Here is a 19,809-nt window from a genome sequence, read left to right as displayed (position 1 = left end):
CAGCTTCGGTCCTAACCGGCTGGCAGAATGCAAGACATGCTCGAGACCTCGGCCCGGCTCCTCAAACTCCTCTCGCTCCTGCAGCAGCCCAAGGAGTGGAGCGGTGCTGCCCTGGCCGATGAGCTCGGCGTCGGCGTCCGGACCGTCCGGCGGGACGTCGACAAGCTCCGCAACCTCGGCTATCCGGTCGACGCCTTACCGGGTGTCGCCGGCTACCGGCTCGGCTCGGGCGCAGCGCTCCCGCCGCTGCTGCTCGACGACGACGAGGCCGTTGCCGTCGCCATCGGACTGCGCGCCGCGGCGAGCGGCACCGTCGCCGGCACCGAGGAGTCGTCGGTCCGCGCCCTCACGAAACTCGAGCAGGTGCTGCCCTCCAGGCTGCGGCACCGGATCGAGCTCCTCCAGCAGGTCGCTGTCACGCCTGCGGGCGGCCCGTCCGTGCAACCCGACGTGCTGCTCGCAGTCGCGGCCGCCTGTCGCGACCATCAGCGGCTGCGGTTCGACTACAGCAACCACGACGGTACGGCGACCACCCGGACGACCGAGCCGCATCGGCTCGTGCACACCGGCCGGCGCTGGTACCTCGTCGCGTGGGATCTCGAGCGGTCCGACTGGCGCACGTTCCGCCTCGACCGCCTCGAGCCGCGGATCCCGACCGGCCCGCGATTCACGCCACGCGAAGAGGTACCGGACATCGCGACCACGAACCGCGGCGTCGCGTACGGCGGATACCGCTACCAGGCCCGCATCCTGGTCCACGCACCGGCCGAGCAGGTGGCCGACCGCTTCGGGCCCAGCGTCGCGTCGGTGACTCCGATCGACGGCGCCCATACCAAACCGTTTGGTATGGAGGCGGCGACGACGCTCGTCGAGACCGGCGCGAACTCCCTCGACGAGATCGCTTTCTACCTCGGCCGGCTGGATCACCCCTTCGAGATCCAGTCACCCCCGGAGTTGATCGAGCGCGTCCGCGAGCTGGCGACGCGCCTGGCGGCCTCGCTCCCATCGTCCTGACCGGTACCGTTCAGGCATGCAGGATCGGTACGTCGAGACCGTGCTGGGCCGGATCCGCTTGCGCATCGACGGATCCGGGCCCGCGATGCTGTTCTGGCCGAGCCTGCTGATGGACGGCACGCTCTGGTCCGCCCAGGCCGCGCACTTCGCCGACCGCTTCCAGGTGATCCTCGTCGATCCCCCCGGCCACGGCGCCAGCCAACCGCTGTCCGGACCGTTCACGTTCGACCACTGCGCGCAGGTGATCGCCCAGATCCTCGACGACCTCGGCGTCGGCAGAGCACACCTGATCGGCAACAGCTGGGGCGGCATGATCGGCGGCACGTTCGCCGCCCTGTATCCGGACCGGATCGGCATCGCGGTCCTGATGAACGCCACGGCCTCACCCGCGGGCCGCAGGCAACGATTCGAGTACGGCGTCCTGACCCGCTCCGCGCAACTCCTCGGCGGGATCCGCGGACCGCTCAAGGCGCCGGTGCGGGACGCGTTCCTCGGCCCGACCGCCAGACGCGAGAAACCCGAAGTCGTTGCCACGGTCAACGAACTCGCCGCGAAGGTGAACATCACCTCGGGCCGGCACGCGGTCACCAGCGTGGTCCCGCGCCGCCCCGACCAGCGCGAGCTGTTCGGCACGATCCGCACGCCGGTCCTGGTCGTCGCCGGCGGCGAGGACCCGACGTTCCCGCCGGCGGAGTCCGAGCAGATGGCCGATGCGATCCCCGGCGCGCGCTTCGTCGTACTCGAGCAGTCGGCGCATCTGGCCGCGCTCGAGTCCCCGGAAGAGGTCAACGCCCTGATCGACGATTTTCTCGCCGATCAGGGCGCTGCCTACTGACGCTGCCTACTGACCGATGGTCAGTGGTTGCTGACGACGGCCCCGCTCTTCGGGTCCAGGATCAGCTTGTTCTTGCTCGGGCGCTGCCGGAAGTTGAACATGCCGTTCAGACTGCCGGCGCGCTGGTCGAACGAGTGGTCGCCGATCCGGCCGGTGCGCCAGTTGTCCTCGATGAACTTGAGCACCGAGCTCTGGTCGGTCACCGTGTGGTCGACGTGGTTGGTCTTCGCGTACGGCGAGACCACGAGCAGCGGGAGGCGCGGACCGAAGCCGCAGCGGTCGGCGTACCCACCGGCGACCGGGTCCTTGCCGCAGGTCGCGGCCTGGTCGAGCGCCGCGTCCTTGGAGCCGTTCACGGTCGGCGACTTCTGGTGGTCGTACCAGCCGTCGGAGTCATCGTAGGCCAGGACGATGGCGGTCGAGGACCATTCCTTCGACTTCTGCAGCTGGTTGATCTCCTTGACGATGAACGCCTGCTCGTCCAGCGGGTCGGAGTACCCGGCGTGCCCGTCCTGGTACTCACCGGCCTTCAGGAAGCTGACCGCCGGCAGGTTGTTCGCCGCCAGCGCCGCGTCGAAGTCCGACGTGTCGTACTGGTGGTTGGCTTGGTCGGTGTGACCGATCGCCTGCACCGAGGTCGGCGGCAGGTGACTCGGGTTGGACGTCGACTTGTAGTACTCGAACGGGTTGTGGTGCGGGCTGTAGTCGTTCGCCGCGATGCCCCCGACGTTCGGGTGCGCCGCGCCGCAGACTGCCTTGCCGTTGGCGGTGCCGGTCGGCTTGAAGCCGCCCTGGAACCAGCCCCAGGTGACGTGCTTCTGGTTCAGCAGGTCGCCGATGTTCTGCCCGTGCATCACGGCCAGGTTGTTCGTCGACTTGCCGTTGTTGTTCGAGCAGTCGTCGTAGTACGGGTCGGGGTCGTTGGTGATCGTGCCGATCCCGTTCTTGTCCGGCGACTGGACGACGTACGCGTCGGTGGTCGGCTTGCCGGTCTTCGGGTCGACGGCCTGGCCCCCGTGGGTCTGGCCGGCGATCAGGTTCAGCGCGCCCGGGGTGGACGGGCCGTAGACCGTGTTGTACGAGTTGTCGTTCAGCGCGTAGTGCTGCGCGTAGTTCCACATCGCGGTGACGGTGTTGCCGTCGTAGTAGTCCATCACCAGGCCCGGCTCACCGAACAGCACCGGCTGACCGGTGCACTTGTCGGTCTCGGTGTTCTCGACGAACTTGTCCATCTTGCCGCCGTCGACGGCCTTCTGCTCCGGACCGTAGCCGTGGTTCTGGTCGCAGGTCAGCGCCTGCGACGGCGTCAGCCGCTTCGGGTTGTAGGCGTTCGGGTTGTCCGTCAGCAGCTTCTTCGACAGCCCGTTGACCTTCGGAGTGTTCCGGGCCGCCTTGAACGGCGTGCCGTCGGTGTTGGCCGCGTTCGGGTAGGTACCGAAGTAGTGGTCGAACGAGATGTTCTCGCCGAAGATCACCACGACGTGCTGGATCGGCGTCGACGGACGGACCGTCGGGAACGAAAAGGCGGCGTCGCCCACCTGTGCGCTACCGCCCTGACTGCTCACACTCCCCTTGCCGCCGCCCCCACTGGCGACGCCCTGATTGGTGCCGGCGCCGCTACAGGCGACCAGCAACAGGCTCGTCGCGGCCACGCCGGCCGTAGCGAGCACACGGAGTCTTGCGCGCATGCCTTCTCCTCTTAGGTAAATCATGCGAGCAACGACCGCCCGAAGTGGTCGTTGCCGTCCCGAACACCGGGAAGAACAAAGAAGTAGCCGCCACCGACCGGCCGGAGGTAGTCGACGAGTGGCTCGTCGATCAGCCGGGTCTGCACGGCCTCGAACTGCCGGGCGATGTCCTGCTGGTAGCAGCAGAACAGCAGCCCCATGTCCAGGTCACCGACCGCGTCGGTGCCCTTGTCGTAGTTGTAGCCGCGGCGCAGGAACTGACTGGCCGCGGTACTGGTCGTGCGTGGGTTGGCCAGCCGGATGTGGCTGGTCAACGGGATCGCGCCGCCGGTCGGATCGGCAGCGTAGTCCGGGAGGTCGGTCTCGTTGTTGCCGTCCAGCGGTGCGCCGGAGTCGCGGCGCCGGCCGAACATGTTCTCCTGCTCTCCGAGTGACACCCGGTCCCAGAACTCGACCAGCATCCGGATCTGCCGCAGCACCTGGTAGCTGCCACCCTCGGTCCAGGCCGGCTCGCCGTTGGCGATGCCGTCCTTGCCGACCCAGACGAGCTTGTCGTGATCGGCGACGGCCGGCTTCACGATGCCGTCCTTGAAGCCCATCAGGTTTCGCTGCGTCCCCGACGGCCGCGGCGGGTTCTGGAAACCGTCGACCCGCCAGCGCAGCTGCATCGCTCCGCGCGTGTGCCGGGCGATGTCCCGTAGGGCGTGCAGCACGGTGTCGCTCTCCGTCGCGCACAACTGCAGGCTCAGATCCCCGTGGCACTGGCTTTCGTCCAGGCTGTCGTTGGGGAATTCCTTCATCGGCTTCAGCTTCGCCGGCTTGCGATCCGCGAGGCCGTACCGCGCGTCGAACAGCGATGCCCCGACGCCGACGGTGACCGTCAGATCATCGCCCGGCATCTCCGGACCGAGTACGCCGGAATCGGCCGGCGGACCGGTGATACCCAGCGGCGGAAGAGCACCGCCCGCGGTCAGCAGTCTCGCCCGCTCGGTCACCGTCCTGAACAGCTCGGTGAGCTCGCTCTTGTTCGCCGCGATCACGTCGAACGACGCGAAGATCGCCTGCTTCTGCGGATCGTCGGTGATGCCGGCCTGGTGTTCGCCATGGAACGGCACCGCGGTGGTCGGGGCCGCGGCGGCCGTGGAGCCGGCCAGGCCGGCCATTGCCGCGGTTCCGACGCCGGTCACGGCTGCGGCGCCGGCGCCGGCCAGTGTGCCGCGCAGGAACGAGCGACGGTCGAAGCCGGTCATCCAGCCCTCCGAACATCACAGATCGCAGCGACGGAGGCGAGCTTCTCCAGCAATTCGCCGACGGCGCCATTGAGCTGCTCACGGGTTGTGCGGTCCAACTGCGCGACCGGAGTGTTCAGGTGCGCGGTCAGCAGGGCCCGGACCCGGGCTTCCCACAGCTGCACCTGCGGAAGATCGGGGTCGCGGGGCTTGAGGACCGGGTCGACGATGGCCAGCACGGTCGCCGTACCGTTCAAGTCGGCCAGTGCGGTGTTCAGCGACGTACCGCTGCCCTGGTCGTTCTCGCCGGTCAGCTCGAACTGAAGCGCGTTCTCCATGATCTCGTGGGCGCGGAGCCCGAGATCGTTGGGATCCACCTGTTCGTTGGGCAGATCCTTCTGCAGCCCGTGTACGTCGGCCGCCAACTGGTCCGCGATCGGCTTCAGGGCCGCGGCGGAGGCGTTGTGCCACAAACCCTTCTCCAGCGGGTGGAAGCCGCCCGATCCGTCGATCTTGTCCGCGAAGTCGCCGAACGCGTCGTACGCCGCACCGAGCGAGTTGTACGCCAGATGCGCGGGCAGCCAGTCGGCCCGGGCGGCGAGAAGGTTGCCCGCGTCAACGTCCGCACGCAGCTTGTCCGTCTTGACCACCAGGCCGGCGACGCCGGTCGCGACCGCGGCCTCGTACTGCTTCGCCAGCGGCAGCATGTCGTTCTTGGTGACCGGCACCACGGCCGGGCCGGCCTTCCCGTCGCCCACGACGGTGACGGTCGGGCCGGTGATCGCGTCGGTGTCCTCGATCAGGCAGCGCATCGCGTACCTCCCGGCACCGAGCTGCACGTCCATCGGTGCGGACGTGTTCGGCCCCAGGCCCTCGACTTCGCCGTACACCTTGTTGCTGCCGACCTCGACGAGGTCGACCTCGGCCGACGCGTCACCGGTGTTGTGCAGGGTGATCGTCTGCCGGCCGGTCCTCGCATCGGTCCAGCCCTGGCCGCACTGGCTGCGGGACACCGCGACCTCGGGTGGGCCACCGGCCGCGTCGGCGGCGGAGCCCTGCCAGGGCCGCCAGATCGCTAATGCGACGACCGCGCCTACGGCTATCAGCGAGACTGCCGCCGGCAGCGGACGGGGGGTGCGCACGAGTTGTTGCTCCTGAGGCTTGGGCAGATCCATTCGTCGCCGATACTAATCACGAGGTTGCCGCGGAGCGCCGTTGTTGGCCCTCTCGTCATCCACTGTTCGCCCTAGCGGCGCGACGGTACCGCGGTGCGAGACAGGTCGGAGGCAACGACGATCTCGCCGTCGAACTCGGCCGCGGCTTCGCTGAGAAAACGCTCAGGTTCCTGATAACGCTGGGAAAAGTGGGTCAGGACGAGTTTGCGAACGCCACACTCCGCCGCGACCCGGGCTGCCTGCCGGGCCGTCAAATGCCCGAAACGACGGGCCAGATCGGCTTCGGACGAGAGGTACGTGGACTCGATCACCAGCAGGTCGGCGTCCTCGGCCAGGCGCAGTACGTTCTCACACAAGCGGGTGTCCATGATGAACGCGAACCGTTGCCCCGGGCGCGATTCGCTGACGTCCTCGATCCGCACCGTACGGCCGTCCACGTCGAGGGAGCCGGCCTGCTGGAGCCGACCGATGGCCGGGCCAACGATGCCGTGGGCAGCGAGTCTGTCGGGCAGCATCCGCCGCCCGTCAGGCTCGATCAACTGGTATCCGAACGAGTCCACCGAGTGCTCCAGCCGGCGTGCCCACAACTGCCCGAACGATCCGACCGACAGCAGCCCGTCCTCCTCGACCGGCTCCTCCCGCAATTCGGCCCGCTCGTAGAACGACGCGGCGTACCGCAGACGCGTGAAGTACCTCTGGCCGGACACCGGATAGTGCGCACGGACCGGATGCGGTACGTCGTCCAGCGACAACCGCTGCACGATGCCCGGCATACCGAGACAGTGATCGCCGTGGAAATGCGTGATGCACAACCGCGTGATCGCTCCGGCCGCGACCCCGGCGTACAGCATCTGCCGCTGGGTGCCCTCCCCCGGATCGAACAGGAATCCTTCGTCGTCCCAGCGCAGGAAGTAGCCGTTCTGCGTACGTTCCCGCGACGGCACCTGGCTGCCGGTCCCGAGCACGACGAGTTCACGCACCCGCCCAAGACTAGTGCCTCGTCAAGCAACGTTCGGGTTGTATTCCCGACCCGAGGGGTTCTCCCCTGCTGTTGTGCCTTCTCACCTCGTACACCAGCCGAGAAGGCACAACACGCGCGGATAACCCTTCCTGTTGCGGCCGGCGAGCGGTCGTTACGACCACAACCTTTCTTGACGAGGCACTAGCTAATCGAGTGCCCGCTGGAACGCGACCAGGAAACGATCGACCTCTGCGGAGGTCCAGATCAGCGGCGGCCGGATCTTCAGCACTCCCCCGCCAGGCCCGGTCGTCCCGACCAGCACGCCGTGATCTCGCAACCGCTCGGCGAAGCCTGCCGCATCGGGCAACTCGACCCCGACCATCAGTCCTTGACCGCGCACCGGCAGCTCCGGCACCAGCTCCTCCAGGCCCGCACGCAACTCTGCTCCGACCGTGCCGGAACGCGCGACCAGCCCGGTCTGCTCGATCACATCCAGCACGGTGAGCGCGGCGACACAGGACACCGGGTTGCCGCCGAACGTGCTGAAGTACTCGTCCACCTCGGTGAACGCCTTGGCGATCTCGCGCCGGGTGATGAGCGCCGCGACCGGATGACCGTTCCCCATCGGCTTGCCGAGGGTGACGAAGTCGGGTGTCAGCCCGAAGTCCTGGAATCGCCACAGGTTCCGTCCGCCGCGTCCGAAGCCGGCCTGCACCTCGTCCGCCAGGAACAGGCCGCCGGCCGCCCGCACCGCGTCCTGCAAGCCGCGCATGAAGTCGTCTCGCGGTGTCAGGATCCCCGCGCTGCTGAACACGCTGTCCACGGCCAGCAACGCCGGATCATGACCGGCCCGCTGCAGCTCGGCCCGGGCCGAGCCGACGCGCGCGATCGCCGCCGGTCCGTCGTCCCCGGGATCTCGCGGTGCCTGGAAGACCGCGACGTGGGAGGGTCTGGCCGAGGCGGGGTAGGTGTTGGTGGAGAAGGCCGCAGTCGCCTCGCTGACCCCGTGGTACGCCAGGTCCGCGACGATCGCACCACCGCGTCCGGTCACGACCCTGGCCATCCGCCAAGCCAGATCGTTGGCCTCGCTGCCGGAGTTGGCGAACACGCAGGTGTCCAGGCCGTCCGGCATCGACGCGACCAGCCGCTCGGCAAGCTCGACCACATGCGGGTGCAGGTACCGCGAGTTCAGATTCAGTACGGCGGCCTGCCGCGAGATCGCTTGTACGACGGCCGGGTGGGTGTGCCCGACGACGGGAACGTTGTTGTAGGCATCGAGGTACCGGCGGCCGTCGGCGGTGTGGATCCACGGGCCTTCGGCGCGGACCACCTGCAACGGCCGGCGGTAGAACAACGGCGACAGCTCGCCGCCGAGGACCGCCTTCCGGCGTACCAGCAACGTCGCATCGGGTGCGGTGACGACGCGCGATGTGCCGCAGAGGTGGTGGAAGCGGTTGGCCAGCTCGCTCTGTTCGAGTTCGCCGAGCTGGTCGAGGATGCGCCAACTGCCGACGACGAGACTGGTCAGGTACTCCTCGTTGTCGGGATAGAGCGGCGCGCGCCAGGCCGAGATCAGCACGCTGGCGGCGGAGCGGGCCAGGACGAGTTCGCCGATCAGCTCGACTTCGGCGGGCTCGAGCGGCAGCACCCGCTGATAGCCGTCCAGGAAGCGACCGGCGTCAGCCCAGAGATCTCCGGACTCGCGCAGCAACGAGGTAAGCCCGATCGCGAGGTCGGCGACGCGCGCGGTGTGGTGCATGTCGCCGAAGTCGATGACGCCGGAGATGCCGCCGTCGGCCAGCAGCAGATTGCTCAATGTCACATCGCCGTGCAGGGCCGACGCCGGGAGCTTGCGGGTCGCCTCGCCGAGACCGGCGAAACGATCGAGCAGGCGCTGCATCGGGGCGCGCCGCCGTACATCAGGCAGACCGTCCGCGTACGGCCGCAGGTCGGCGACGTGGCGCGGATCCCAGTCGAGCCGGCGATGTGCCGACGGGTGTCCGAAGCCCTGGAGCGCACGGGTCAACCGGCCGCTGATCACGCCGAAGCCGGTCGCGAACCATTCCGGCAGGGCCGTCAGGTCGGCGACCTCGCCGGGAAGAACCGTGATGACCCGGACCAGATGTGTGCGACCGTCAGCAGCTCGGACGCTGGTGACCGGCCCACCGGTCGTGGTCGGGATCAGTCGCGGGATCGGCAGTTCGGGATCGACGCACGCGACGTGCTCCATGGCGGCGCACTCCATCGCGATCTGGGCCGCATCGTCCCCTGAGTTCGACACCTTGACCACCAGCCGCCGGCTGCCGGCTTCGGCGAGGAAGTTGCGGTCGCGCTCACTGCGCAGCTCGGTCACCACGGCGTCCAGGCCGTACTCCGACCGCAACAGCTGCGCCGCCGTACGGACGTCGACCTGCGGCGGATCCTCGACCATACTCGCCGTCCGGCCTGCCTTCTGCGTCATCGGCGTCATCGGCGTCATCGGCTCCTCGACTGTCGATGGGTGGAACGGCAGCGCCCCGCGCCGGTTATGAGCACGCAAGCCCGGGGCGCTGCCGGCTCAGGTGAGGACGAGCGGACCGGCGTCGATCAGCAACGACGGGACGACCACGCTGTCCATGAACGTCTGATCGCCGATCTCCCGGACGGCGCCGACCGCCAGTACTGCGTTCAGCACCTCGTCCATCCGGAAGGTGAAACGCAGCTGCGGATGCCATGCGACCAGCTTGCCGTCCTCGGCCCAATAGGTCGCGTCCCTGGTAGTCCCGGTGACCAGCGTCTGCTTCGGGTGCAGCACTCGCAGGTAGTCGAGCCGGTTGACCACCAGACCGCTGCCGCACTCGGCAAGCAGTTCGTCCTCGCTCGCTTCTCCGGCGTCCAGCAGCAGGTGCGACGGCACCGGGTCTCCCCCGAAGCGCCAGCCGTCCGGCACCGCGTGACCGGTCGGGACACCAGCGGTCAGCTCGGCCCGGCGCCGGTCGGACACCACACCGGTCAGCACGCCACGGTCGATCAACGGCGTCCGCCGCCGAACGTTGCCTTCAGCATCGAAGCCGCTCAGTAGCCCGGCCGTGTCGGTCGCGTCGTCGACGAGGGTCAGGTGCTCACTGACGACCTGCTGTCCCATCCGGCCGGCCAGCACCGACCGGCCGCTCGCGTAGTGCTGCGCGCCGAGCGCCCAGTGCCCGAAGGTCGCGATCAGCGTATTCACCGCGGACGGCTTGAGCAGGACCCGGCAGGTGCCCCGGAAGGACTCACGCACCGGCAACGGGCGCAACGCGTCCCGCAGCCGGCCGGGAATGTCGCCGACCGGGATCAGATCGGCGTCGCGGTGCACCAGCTTGACGCTCGCGGATTGCCCGTCCTGCTTCGCGATCGCCTGGATCGATGCCTTGGTCAACGTTTCGGAACGGAACAGGCCGGCTGCGTCCGCGACCACCCGGTCCAGTACGTCGTACCGGATCGCGCCGCCCAGGCGGGCGGACTCGTCGAGACCGTCGCGGACCGTGGCGAACCATGCGTGCCGGACGGCGGGATCGCAGTCCAGCACCGACGTCGCGGGCTCCACCACAATCGGCTCGCCGTCGGGCGCCGCAACCGAAGCCACCGCCGTCGGCTCGGGCTCACCGGACGGGGCCGGGAGGTCGGCTAGGGCTGCCGTCAGCCGGTCCGCGAGGATCTGGACGGCGGCCGGCTCGAGGGTCTCCAGAGTGCCTCCGGCGGTCCGGCCTCCCCGGTTCACCTTGACCCGGACCCGGAGCCTGCGCTCGCTGTGCTGCGCGGTGATCTCGGACTCGGCGTACCGCAACAGTTCGGCGTTCTCGCCGAGCACGTCCAGCCGGGTCCCCGGCCCGAGAATGTCCAGCGCCTGCTCGATGTCTGTCCGCTCGATGCTCATCGTCCCACCTGCACGTTCTGGAAACGTCCCGGCACCGTGCCGTGACCGACATGAGCCACCTGCAGCGGCTCGCCCTTGTTGCACGACGGGACGCCGTGCACCTTCCACTCATCCGGACCGCCCAGCGCGTCCAGCCCGGCCCAGAACTGCGGTGTGACGCTCTGGTAGCTGCAGTTCTTCAGCAACCGGCCGAGCTTGCCGTCGCGAATCTCCCAGCCGAGCTCGGTGGTGAACCGGAACGACATCCGCTGGTCGTCGATCGAGAAGCCGCGGTTGGTGTCGACCAGGATGCCGCGCTTGGTGCCGGCGATCATCTCCTCGAGCGACGACTCCCCCGGCTCCAGGCAGATGTTGGTCATCCGGACCAGCGGCAGCCGCTGCCAGCCGTCGGCCCGGGACGCGCCGGTCGGCTGGTCGCCGAGTGCTGCCGCCGACTCGCGGCCGGACATGTAGCCGAGGAAGATGCCGTCCTTGACCAGTTGGGTCCGCTGGGCCGGAATCCCCTCGTCGTCGTACCCGAACGAACCCAGTCCGCCGGGGATGGTGGCATCGGCGTACGCCGAGACGATCGGCGAGCCCCAGCGGAAGTTGCCACGCCGCTCCGGCGTCGCGTACGTCCCGCCGGCCAGGCTGGCCTCGGTGCCCAGCGCCCGGTCGGCCTCCATCGGGTGACCGGCGCACTCGTGCAGGACCATGGCCAACTGGTTGCCGCCAGCAATGAGTGTGGTGACCTCGTCCGGGCACTGCGGCGCGGTCAGCAGCGCGACCGCCTCGGCCGCGACCCGGGCCGCGTTCTCCACCAGGCCGAGCGACTCGACGTGCTCCCAGCCCGCGGTGGCGAAGTCTCCGCGCTGGCCGCGGATCTGCCGCGGGACGCCCTGCGGGAACGATCGGCGCTGCAGGTCGTCGCCGTTGCCGGCGTTCACCATCAGGCCGCCGCCGCTCTCGGTCAGCGTCTGCTCGATCAGCGCGCCCTCGGTGTTCGCGAATACCTTCTCGTCGCGGTACAGGTCGATCGACGCCTCGATCTGCTGGACCAGCGGACCGGCAGTCGACGCCTCCTTCACGGCGGCGGACAGCAGGTCGAGCTTGGTGGACAGCGGTACGTCGAACGGGTCGACCCGCAGCGGCGACGACCAGGTCGCCCGCGTCGTGACCGGATCGCCGAGGGCGACCTGGCCGCCACCGCCGGCGGCACGGGCCTGGCCGACCGCCTGCGCGATCACACTGTCGAGGCCGTCAGGGTCCAGCCGGTGGGTGGCGGCGAAGCCCCACCGCCCGCCGATCAGCACGCGCAGTCCGAGGCCGAGCGAGTCGTCGTAGCCGACCTCACCCGGACCGTCGAGCTCGACCAGAACCTGCTCGTGAGTACGCCGGACCACCCGGATGTCGCCGTACTGAACGTCCGCAGGCAGCAGGGCCAGCACGGTCTCGGCGGTGTCTCGCATCACTCGGACCTCCGATTGGGGACGGGGTGAAACCTCACCGTAGCAGATGCTACGAGATTTTGAATAGAGGTCGTGAGCACTACAGAGGCGTTCGGCGGACACCAGTCGGCCCCGGTCCGCGAACTGCGCGGACCGGGGCCGAACGTCAACAGGGACAGGCGTTTCAGCGCTTCTTCGGCCGGACGTCGATCGCCAGGCTGATGCTGAAAGCCACGATGATCAGGGCGCCACCCAGCAGGGTCAGTCCGGTGTCACCGAACAGCTTCGCCGTCATCGCGGCGAACAGGACGAGCAGCGCGAGCACCACGGCGACCGCGATCTTCCAGTCGTCGCCGATGATGAAGTCGTACCAGAACTGCCCGAAGGCCTTGAGGAACTTCATTTCTTCACCTCCACCGCAAGGTCAGAGGCGCCGACCGGCGCCGGAGCGGCCGGCTTGCGCAGCGCGGCCACGAAGATCCGGCTGAGCAGCAGCCAGGCGGCCAGCAGAACCAGGATCATCAGGTCGTGGCCCGGCCAGTTCAGGCTCTCGCGGCCGTCGCGGAAGATCCCGATGCCCTCGACCGCCCAGTAGGTCCCGAACGAGGCGAGCAGCAGGCCGACGCCGTACTTGAGCAGGTTCTCGTTGATCATCGACAGCGGCCGGCGCAGCGCGATCGCGATGCCGAGCACGATCACCACGGCCGCGGCGGCGCCCAGGCTGGCAGCCGGGATGTTGTTCGCGTTCAGGCCGAAGGTCAGCACGATGAAGACAACCTCCATCCCCTCCAGGAACACACCCTTGAACGAGACCATGAAGGCGAACAGATCCAGGCCGCCCTTGCTCTCGCCGGCGGACTTGGCCGCCTCGACCTCCTCGCGGTAGATCGCGTCCTCGTCATGGACGGCCTTGCGTCCGGACGACCTGAGGATCGCCTTGCGGAGCCACTGCAGTCCGAAGATCAGCAGCAGACCGCCGATGGCCAGTTGCAGCGCAGACTCCGGGAGCCAGTTCGCCAGCGCGTAGCCGGCCGCGGCCGTCACCACCGCGAGCGCACCGAGCGCCGCGAACGTGCCGATCAGCGCCGACCTCCAGCTCCGCGTGTAGCCCATCGCCATGACGATCGTGGTGGCTTCCACCATCTCCACGAAACACGCGACGAACGTCGCGACGATCAACCCCCACGTTGCCGCGTCCATCTCTCACATCCTCAGGTTGATGAAACATATGTTGCAAGCAACGATAGTTACGCCGTTCTGAGTGTGTCAATGCGCTCTGGGTTCCGGTGGACGCGGCCGGATCCGGGCATGCCGAAGCACCCGAGGTGATCAGGGAGTCACCTCGGGTGCGTCGGCGGGAGGGTCAGGCCAGGGCCGCTACCAGCGTGTTCGCGGAGATGTTGCCGCCGCAGGACACCACGGCGACCCGCTTGCCTTCCAGTTCGGTACGGCGTGCCCGCGCGGCCGCGAACGCCATCGCGGCCGAGCCTTCGATCAACTGGTGCTCGGTGTCGATCACGGTCCGCAGGGCCGAGCTGATCGCGTCCTCGCTGACCAGGACCCAGTCGTCGACCAGCTCACGGCACAGGTCGAAGGTGATGCTGCCCGGCTCGACGCTGCCCGCAGTACCGTCGGAGAGCGTCTGCTGGGCGTCGACCTGGATGATCTTCCCGGCCCGCACCGACGCTGCCATCGCGTCGTCGCGCACCGGCGAGGCGCCGTACACCGTGATCCCGGGCAGGTGCTTCTTGAGCACCGACGCGACGCCGCTGATGAGCCCGCCGCCGCCGACCGCTACCACGACCGCGTCGAGTGGTTCGCCGGCGAGCTGCTCAAGGATCTCGACGGCGACCGTGCCCTGGCCGGCGATGATGTCCGGGTCGTTGTACGGCGGCACATAGGTCAGGTCGTGTTCGGCCGCATAGGCCCGTGCCTTCGGTTCGAGTACGCCGGAATCGTTGCCCTCGGCCCGGATCTCCAGACCGAGCCGGCGCAGCGCGGCGACCTTGCTCGGCGACGCGTTCTCCGGCAGGTAGACGATGCCGTGCCCGCCCAGCGTGGCGAGCGCGTTGCCGACCCCGAGTCCGTGGTTCCCGGTCGAGGCGGTCACCACCCCGGCCTGCCGCTGCTCGTCGGTCAGGGTGAGGATCTTCGCCATCGCACCGCGGGCCTTGAACGAGCCGGTGCGCTGCAGGTGCTCGCTCTTCACCAGCAGGTCGGCGCCGAGCTCGTCGCTGAGCGCGCCGTACCGCACGAACGGCGTCGGTGGCAGGTGCTCACGCAGCCTCGGTGCGACCCGTTCCGATCGCTCGGCCGCTTCCGCGGGGGTGAACGTCATGCAGTGCTCCTATCCGGTTGCCACTGACAGCTGGGCCCGGAGCCCGGCACGCAGGGGGATACACATCGGTTTACCACTCACCGGGTGCGGCACGACCTTGGACTCCACTCCGAAGACGTCCCGGATGATGTCGCAGGTGAACACGTCCTCCGGCGATCCCTGCGTGACGAGGGCGCCGGACTTCATCACGAACACGTGGTCGGCGTACTCCGCAGCCATGTTGAAGTCGTGCAGCACCATCGCGACGGTCTTGCCCTGCTCCTGGTTGAGCTGGTGCAACAGGTCCAGCACCTCGAGCTGGTAGGCGACATCCAGGTACGTCGTCGGCTCGTCGAGCAGGATCAGGTCGGTGCCCTGGGCCAGGCACAGCGCGATCCAGACCCGCTGCCGCTGGCCGCCGGACAGCTGGTCGACGTGCTGGTGACGCAACTCGGCGGTGCTGGTCACCGACATGGCCCATTCGACCGCTTCCTTGTCGGCCGGGCTCGGCACCTTCAGCGAGGTGCGGTGCGGGTGCCGACCGAACCAGACCAGGTCCTCGACCGAGATCGACTCGGGCGTGACCAGGACCTGCGGCAGGATCGCGAGCAGCCTGGCCACCTCCTTGGTCGGCGTGTCGTGGATCGACTTCCCGTCCAGGATCACGCTGCCCTTGGCCGGCGGCAGCAGCCGGGCCAGCGCCCGCAACGCGGTGCTCTTGCCGGAGCCGTTCGGGCCGATCAGCACGCTGACCTTCCCGTCGGGGATGGTCAAGGTCAGATCGCGAGCGATCACCTTCTGGTCATAGGCGAGCTGAACGCCTTGTGCCTGCAGACGCATGGCGGGTCTCCTACTTTCCGGTCTTCACGAGCAGGTACAGGAAGTACGGGCCACCGACCACGGCCGTGACTAGGCCGGCCGGAATCTCCAGCGGCGGCGCCAGACCACGCCCGATCATGTCGGCGAACAGCATCAGCAGTACGCCGAACAAGGCTGCGGCCGGGATCGACGCCAGGTGTTTGCCGCCGAACACGCGCCGAGCCATATGCGGAGCGATCAGGCCGACGAAGCCGATCGTGCCGGCCACCGCGACCGCGGCCGCGGCCAACGCGACCGCGAACAACAGCAGCAGCCGACGGGTCTTCTCGACCGGTTCACCGAGGCCGGCGGCCAGGTCGTCGCCGAGGCCCAGTACGTCGAGTTTGCGCGCCCACACCACGATCAGCGGCACCAGCACGAGCACCCACGGCAGGATCTCCAGGACGGAACTCATCGACCGGCCGAACAGACTTCCGGTCAGCCAGATCAGCGCCGCGCTGACATCAAGAGGTTTGCGCACCAGCAAGAACCGGATGCCCGCCTCGAACGCCGCACTGACCGCGATGCCGACCAGCGCGATCCGCACCGGAGTCGCACCACGCCGATAGGCGAGCAGGTACACCAGCGCCGCGGCCGCCAGTCCCCCGGTGAACGCCGCCGGTACGACGGCCACCACCGGGACGCCGGGGATCGCGAGCAGCAGCAACATGCCGCCGAAGCCCGCACCCTTGGTGACGCCAATGATGTCCGGGGCCGCCAGCGGGTTGCGGATCACGCCCTGCATCACGGCGCCGGACACCGCGAGCGCCGTACCGATCAACCAGCACAGCAAGACTCGCGGCACCTGGAAGTCGAACACGATCGCGGCTGCCTGGTCGGACCTGTCGCCGACCAGGGCGTGCAGGACGTTGCCGAACGATACCTCGGTCGCCCCGATCTTCAGGCTGTAGATACTCAGCACGATCGCCAGGGCTCCGAGCGATGCCATCAGTGCGGCGGGATGCCGCTTGGCCAGCGACGTACGCCGGACGTGCTGCGCGACGATGGTCGTGCTGGTCATGAGGTCACCTTCTGTCGCCGGGCCAGGTAGACGAAGATCGGTGCGCCGAGCAGGGCCGTGACCACGCCGGCGGGGACTTCGAACGGCGGCTTCACGTAGCGGGACACGATGTCGGAGTACAGCACCAGGACGCCGCCGCCCAGCGCACACAACGGCAACAGGACCGTGTAGCTGGAACCGACCAGGCGGCGCATGATGTGCGGCACCACCAGGCCGATGAACGCGACCGGTCCGGCGACAGACACCGCCGCGCCGCACAACACGATCACCAGCGCTGACCCCAACGTCCGGGTCCGTTCGACGTTCTGGCCCAGCCCGCGCGCCATATCGTCGCCCAGAGCCAGGAGGTTCAGGGGCCGCGCCATGGCGAACGCGCCGAGCAGACCGAGAACGAGCCACGGGAGCATGTTGCGTACGTCCTGCCAGCCGGCGAAGTTAACCCCGCCGACCAACCAGAACAGCACGCTGTCGGTGGAGTTCTCGTCGAAGATGATCAGCACCTGGGTCAACGAGATCAACAGACTGCTCGCGGTCACACCCGCGAGCGCCATCCGCACCGGGCTGACCCGGCCGCGCCCGGAACCGGCCAGCAGCATCACCGATACGCCCGCCGCGGCCGCGCCACCGAACGACAGCAGGATCGTCGGCGCACCCGACAGCGACGGAACCACGGTGATCGCCAGTACGACGACGAACACCGCGCCGGCGTTCACTCCCATGATCTCCGGCGCCGCCAGCGGGTTGGCCGCGACCGCCTGCATCAACGCGCCGGCCACCGCCAGGGCGGCGCCGACGCAGAGCGCCAGCACCACCCGCGGCATCCGGATCGACTGCAGGATCAGCTCGTCGGAATCGTTGGCGTTGAAGATCGCTCCCGGCAGGTGTGACAACGAGATGTGCTGACTGCCGATCGACAGGCCCCACGCGATCCCGGCCACGAGCAGCACCAGGACGACCAGCGACACCCAGGTGACCCGCTGCTTGCTGGTGACGATCTTCGGACGCCGGTGGGCGACGTCCTCGGTCGATTCGGGCACAGTGCCCACGGACAGGCTCATGTCACTTCCCGTAGAGCATCTTGACGGCTTCCTTGGCAACGACCTCGGAGGCGATCAGACCGCGCGAACGGGACCATTCGTTCGGGTCCACGTCGTAGCTCGCGTTGTTCTTCACCGCCGGGATCTCCTTCCACAGCGGACTCTTCTTCCACTGGTCCCGCAGCGTCGGCCCGTCGTTGGGAGCGATGAACATCACGTCGGGCTTCGTCGCGACCAGCGTCTCCAAGGTGAGCGAGACCGACGCATCACTGGAGCTGTCCGGCAGCGGTGACTTGATACCGATGGCCGACAGCACGCCCGGGGTGTAGGCCTTCGGCGGGAACCCGGTGAAGCCCTTCTCCGAGGCGCGCACGAACAGGGCCTTGCGGTTCTCGTCCGCGGGCGCCGTCGCCTTCAGGTCGGCCATCGTCTTGGCGTGCTCGGCCAGCCGGGTCTTCATCTGGTCGCACTTGTTCAGCGCGATGGCAGTGGACATCTCGCTGTCCAGCACCTGCTGGTAGTTGCCGTTCAGGCTGGCGTAGGCGATCGTCGGTGCGATCTTCGACAGTTGCGCGTAGATGGCCTTGTGCCGGCCGCTGTCGGCCACGATCAGGTCCGGCTTGAGCGCGGTGATCACCTGGATGTTCGGCGTCGCCCGCAGGCCGACCGACTTGTAGGGCCCGACCTTCTCGCGCAGTGCGGGGATGATCCGCTTCGGCTGGTCGTCGTCGGCAACCCCGACCGGCGACATCCCGACCGCGACCAGCGCGTCGACGAAGGAGTACTCCAGGGCCACCACCCGGGTCGGAGTACCGGTGATCGTGGTGGTGCCCAGGTCGTGTTTCACCGTGCGGGTGGCCTTACCGCACTGGTCCAGGTTCACGTCCGGGCTGACGCCTTCGGCGGCGGCTGCCCGGTCGGCGTTCGGCGCCGCACCGGTCGCGGACGTGGAGGCGGAGCCGCCGCAGCCGGACAGGGCGACCGCGGCGGCGGTCAGGGTGACGGCGACGGCGAAACGCCGCAACCTCGAGGTTCGGTGGGACATGGCATTCGCTCCTGATGTCGACAATGCCTTGCAGGGGTGGGATTCACCCGGCCGCGATGCGGGACAGGGCCGGGTCGTCGACGTCCGGGCGGTCGGACAGACCGGGGCCGTCGTAGAGGTTCCAGGGAGCCTGCTGGTAGCTGTTGGCGCAGGGCAGGCCGGGAGTCAGCCGGTAGGTGCCAGTGGTCAGATCGACCAGGCTGGACACGATCGTGGCGTAACGGTCGAGCTCGTGCCGGCGCGGGTCGACGTGCTGGCAGACGGCGTTGGGATGACTGAAGTGGTCGCTCATCGTGTTCTGCACGATGGTCTCGACGGCCTTCTCGGTGGTGCCGTCGACGCGGACCTGACGCAGGCCCTCCTCGACGCGCGGCACCCGGTAGAGCGAATCCACCGAGAACGGCCGGTAGGTGTCGTTGATCTGGGCTGGGACGAACGCCTGGAAGTGGTTGCCGTGGACAAGTAGTCCGTCGGTCGGGTACATCCAGCCGTGCCGTCCGGGCGTGGTCTCGACATCGATGGCGAAACCGTCGCGGTGGGTCAGCAGCAGGTTGCTCGACAGGCTCTGGCGGACTCCGAAGACGACCTGCAGGGCGTCGTACAGGTCCCAGCTCTCCAGCACCATCCGGCGGACGAACGTGCCGGGTACGGCGAGACCGCGGCCGAAGCCGGCGCCCAGCCCGTTCGCGTTCAGGGACAGACCGGCCGAGTTCGCGCCGTGCCGGGCGAGCTGGCCGGCTTCGACATGGCCGATCACCGTCGGCTTGCCCGGCCGGGAGATCCTCAGCAGCACGATCGTGTCGGCGACCCCGGCCCACAGGTCCCAGTTCTGTCCGGACCAGACATGCCCGAGCGGATTGGCCGGCGGCAGGATCGCGAACGACGTACAGCCGTCGTCGCGCTGATCGCCGACAGGCTGGTCGCCGTCACGCTGATCGCCGTCACGCTGATCGCCGTCACGCTGGTCGCCGGGGGCGAACGGGTTGCCGCGGGTCAGTTCGCCGCGGCTGTTCAGCGCGAGGATCTCGGCGAACGTGCGGCCGGATCCTTCGGCGATCCCGCGGACCTCGTCCAGCAGTTCGGGAGCGTGCGGCTCGATCACCGGCACCCAGTACGGCGCGCGCTCGAGGACCTCGGTCCAGCCCAGCCCGGTGGCGCGCGGGACGGACTCGGCGTAGAACGCCAGCGAGCGCTCGATCAGCGTCCGCGCGGCCTCGCCGTACTGGCGGCCGCGATCGCGGGCGTCGGCGCCGGAGATCTCGATGGTCGGAAGGTGTGCCACGGAAGTCGCTCCAGGGGTGGACGGA

The 19,809-nt window shown here is 68.6% G+C and carries 17 protein-coding genes; 2 read left to right on the top strand and 15 right to left on the bottom strand.

What is annotated here, in order from left to right; genetic code table 11:
• Positions 1–36 precede the first annotated feature (36 nt).
• Both EV653_RS30220 and EV653_RS30215 read left to right on the top strand, forming a co-directional pair.
• Positions 37–1,014, top strand: coding sequence for a helix-turn-helix transcriptional regulator (locus tag EV653_RS30220; RefSeq protein WP_134107770.1), 978 nt, complete (start codon positions 37–39; stop codon positions 1,012–1,014).
• Between the two features lie 16 nt (positions 1,015–1,030).
• Positions 1,031–1,849 (top strand): alpha/beta fold hydrolase, encoded by an 819-nt coding sequence (locus EV653_RS30215; protein WP_134107768.1) that lies wholly within the window; start codon positions 1,031–1,033, stop codon positions 1,847–1,849.
• A gap of 20 nt (positions 1,850–1,869) precedes the next feature.
• On the opposite strand, the gene EV653_RS30210 is transcribed toward EV653_RS30215, so the two are convergent.
• From EV653_RS30210 to EV653_RS30140, 15 genes are all read right to left on the bottom strand, one after another.
• Complete coding sequence (locus EV653_RS30210) at positions 1,870–3,537, bottom strand: phospholipase C (RefSeq protein ID WP_134107766.1); 1,668 nt, start codon at positions 3,535–3,537, stop codon at positions 1,870–1,872.
• A gap of 20 nt (positions 3,538–3,557) precedes the next feature.
• Entirely contained in the window at positions 3,558–4,787 is a 1,230-nt protein-coding gene (efeB, locus tag EV653_RS30205; protein WP_134107764.1) for an iron uptake transporter deferrochelatase/peroxidase subunit, read from the bottom strand.
• Complete coding sequence (locus EV653_RS30200) at positions 4,784–5,908, bottom strand: EfeM/EfeO family lipoprotein (protein WP_202871895.1); 1,125 nt, start codon at positions 5,906–5,908, stop codon at positions 4,784–4,786. Before EV653_RS30200 ends, efeB begins: the two co-directional genes overlap by 4 nt.
• A 104-nt stretch (positions 5,909–6,012) precedes the next feature.
• Entirely contained in the window at positions 6,013–6,921 is a 909-nt protein-coding gene (locus EV653_RS30195; protein ID WP_134107762.1) for a ribonuclease Z, read from the bottom strand.
• Positions 6,922–7,107: 186 nt separating this feature from the next.
• A complete protein-coding gene (locus EV653_RS30190) occupies positions 7,108–9,381 on the bottom strand; it encodes an aminotransferase class III-fold pyridoxal phosphate-dependent enzyme (protein WP_134107760.1) in 2,274 nt (757 codons plus the stop codon).
• Between the two features lie 78 nt (positions 9,382–9,459).
• The gene (locus EV653_RS30185) at positions 9,460–10,797 is read right to left on the bottom strand and encodes a metallopeptidase TldD-related protein (protein ID WP_134107758.1); all 1,338 of its coding nucleotides are present in this window, start codon (positions 10,795–10,797) and stop codon (positions 9,460–9,462) included.
• Positions 10,794–12,245 (bottom strand): TldD/PmbA family protein, encoded by a 1,452-nt coding sequence (locus EV653_RS30180; protein WP_134107756.1) that lies wholly within the window; start codon positions 12,243–12,245, stop codon positions 10,794–10,796. Before EV653_RS30180 ends, EV653_RS30185 begins: the two co-directional genes overlap by 4 nt.
• Before the next feature lie 163 nt (positions 12,246–12,408).
• Complete coding sequence (locus EV653_RS30175) at positions 12,409–12,627, bottom strand: hypothetical protein (RefSeq protein WP_134107754.1); 219 nt, start codon at positions 12,625–12,627, stop codon at positions 12,409–12,411.
• Positions 12,624–13,424, bottom strand: a complete 801-nt coding sequence (locus EV653_RS30170) for a COG4280 domain-containing protein (RefSeq protein WP_134107752.1) — start codon at positions 13,422–13,424, stop codon at positions 12,624–12,626. The genes EV653_RS30175 and EV653_RS30170 overlap by 4 nt, the downstream gene beginning before the upstream one ends.
• Positions 13,425–13,587: 163 nt before the next feature.
• Entirely contained in the window at positions 13,588–14,562 is a 975-nt protein-coding gene (locus EV653_RS30165; protein ID WP_134107750.1) for a threonine/serine dehydratase, read from the bottom strand.
• Between the two features lie 9 nt (positions 14,563–14,571).
• Positions 14,572–15,381, bottom strand: coding sequence for an ABC transporter ATP-binding protein (locus EV653_RS30160; RefSeq protein ID WP_134107748.1), 810 nt, complete (start codon positions 15,379–15,381; stop codon positions 14,572–14,574).
• Between the two features lie 10 nt (positions 15,382–15,391).
• Entirely contained in the window at positions 15,392–16,420 is a 1,029-nt protein-coding gene (locus EV653_RS30155) for a FecCD family ABC transporter permease (protein WP_134107746.1), read from the bottom strand.
• Positions 16,417–17,478, bottom strand: a complete 1,062-nt coding sequence (locus EV653_RS30150) for a FecCD family ABC transporter permease (RefSeq protein ID WP_134107745.1) — start codon at positions 17,476–17,478, stop codon at positions 16,417–16,419. Before EV653_RS30150 ends, EV653_RS30155 begins: the two co-directional genes overlap by 4 nt.
• Before the next feature lies 1 nt (position 17,479).
• Positions 17,480–18,502 (bottom strand): ABC transporter substrate-binding protein, encoded by a 1,023-nt coding sequence (locus EV653_RS30145; RefSeq protein WP_134107743.1) that lies wholly within the window; start codon positions 18,500–18,502, stop codon positions 17,480–17,482.
• A gap of 43 nt (positions 18,503–18,545) precedes the next feature.
• Positions 18,546–19,784 carry a C45 family autoproteolytic acyltransferase/hydolase gene (locus EV653_RS30140; RefSeq protein WP_202871894.1) on the bottom strand — a complete coding sequence of 413 codons (1,239 nt, stop codon included), beginning with the start codon at positions 19,782–19,784 and terminating at the stop codon, positions 18,546–18,548.
• Positions 19,785–19,809: the final 25 nt, after the last annotated feature.

It is taken from the genome of Kribbella pratensis (assembly GCF_004365355.1).
GTDB lineage: Bacteria > Actinomycetota > Actinomycetes > Propionibacteriales > Kribbellaceae > Kribbella.
The sequence above is the reverse complement of the archived record's forward strand: the minus strand, read 5'-3'. Positions and strand labels throughout refer to the sequence as shown.

Coding starts and splice junctions, on each gene's coding strand:
- EV653_RS30175 (WP_134107754.1), bottom strand. CDS start 12,627: ATGAAGTTCCTCAAGGCCTTCGGGCAGTTCTGGTACGACTTCATCATC.
- EV653_RS30155 (WP_134107746.1), bottom strand. CDS start 16,420: ATGACCAGCACGACCATCGTCGCGCAGCACGTCCGGCGTACGTCGCTG.
- EV653_RS30145 (WP_134107743.1), bottom strand. CDS start 18,502: ATGTCCCACCGAACCTCGAGGTTGCGGCGTTTCGCCGTCGCCGTCACC.
- efeB (WP_134107764.1), bottom strand. CDS start 4,787: ATGACCGGCTTCGACCGTCGCTCGTTCCTGCGCGGCACACTGGCCGGC.
- EV653_RS30170 (WP_134107752.1), bottom strand. CDS start 13,424: ATGGACGCGGCAACGTGGGGGTTGATCGTCGCGACGTTCGTCGCGTGT.
- EV653_RS30160 (WP_134107748.1), bottom strand. CDS start 15,381: ATGCGTCTGCAGGCACAAGGCGTTCAGCTCGCCTATGACCAGAAGGTG.
- EV653_RS30165 (WP_134107750.1), bottom strand. CDS start 14,562: ATGACGTTCACCCCCGCGGAAGCGGCCGAGCGATCGGAACGGGTCGCA.
- EV653_RS30185 (WP_134107758.1), bottom strand. CDS start 10,797: ATGAGCATCGAGCGGACAGACATCGAGCAGGCGCTGGACATTCTCGGG.
- EV653_RS30190 (WP_134107760.1), bottom strand. CDS start 9,381: ATGACGCCGATGACGCCGATGACGCAGAAGGCAGGCCGGACGGCGAGT.
- EV653_RS30210 (WP_134107766.1), bottom strand. CDS start 3,537: ATGCGCGCAAGACTCCGTGTGCTCGCTACGGCCGGCGTGGCCGCGACG.
- EV653_RS30220 (WP_134107770.1), top strand. CDS start 37: ATGCTCGAGACCTCGGCCCGGCTCCTCAAACTCCTCTCGCTCCTGCAG.
- EV653_RS30215 (WP_134107768.1), top strand. CDS start 1,031: ATGCAGGATCGGTACGTCGAGACCGTGCTGGGCCGGATCCGCTTGCGC.
- EV653_RS30180 (WP_134107756.1), bottom strand. CDS start 12,245: ATGCGAGACACCGCCGAGACCGTGCTGGCCCTGCTGCCTGCGGACGTT.
- EV653_RS30150 (WP_134107745.1), bottom strand. CDS start 17,478: ATGAGCCTGTCCGTGGGCACTGTGCCCGAATCGACCGAGGACGTCGCC.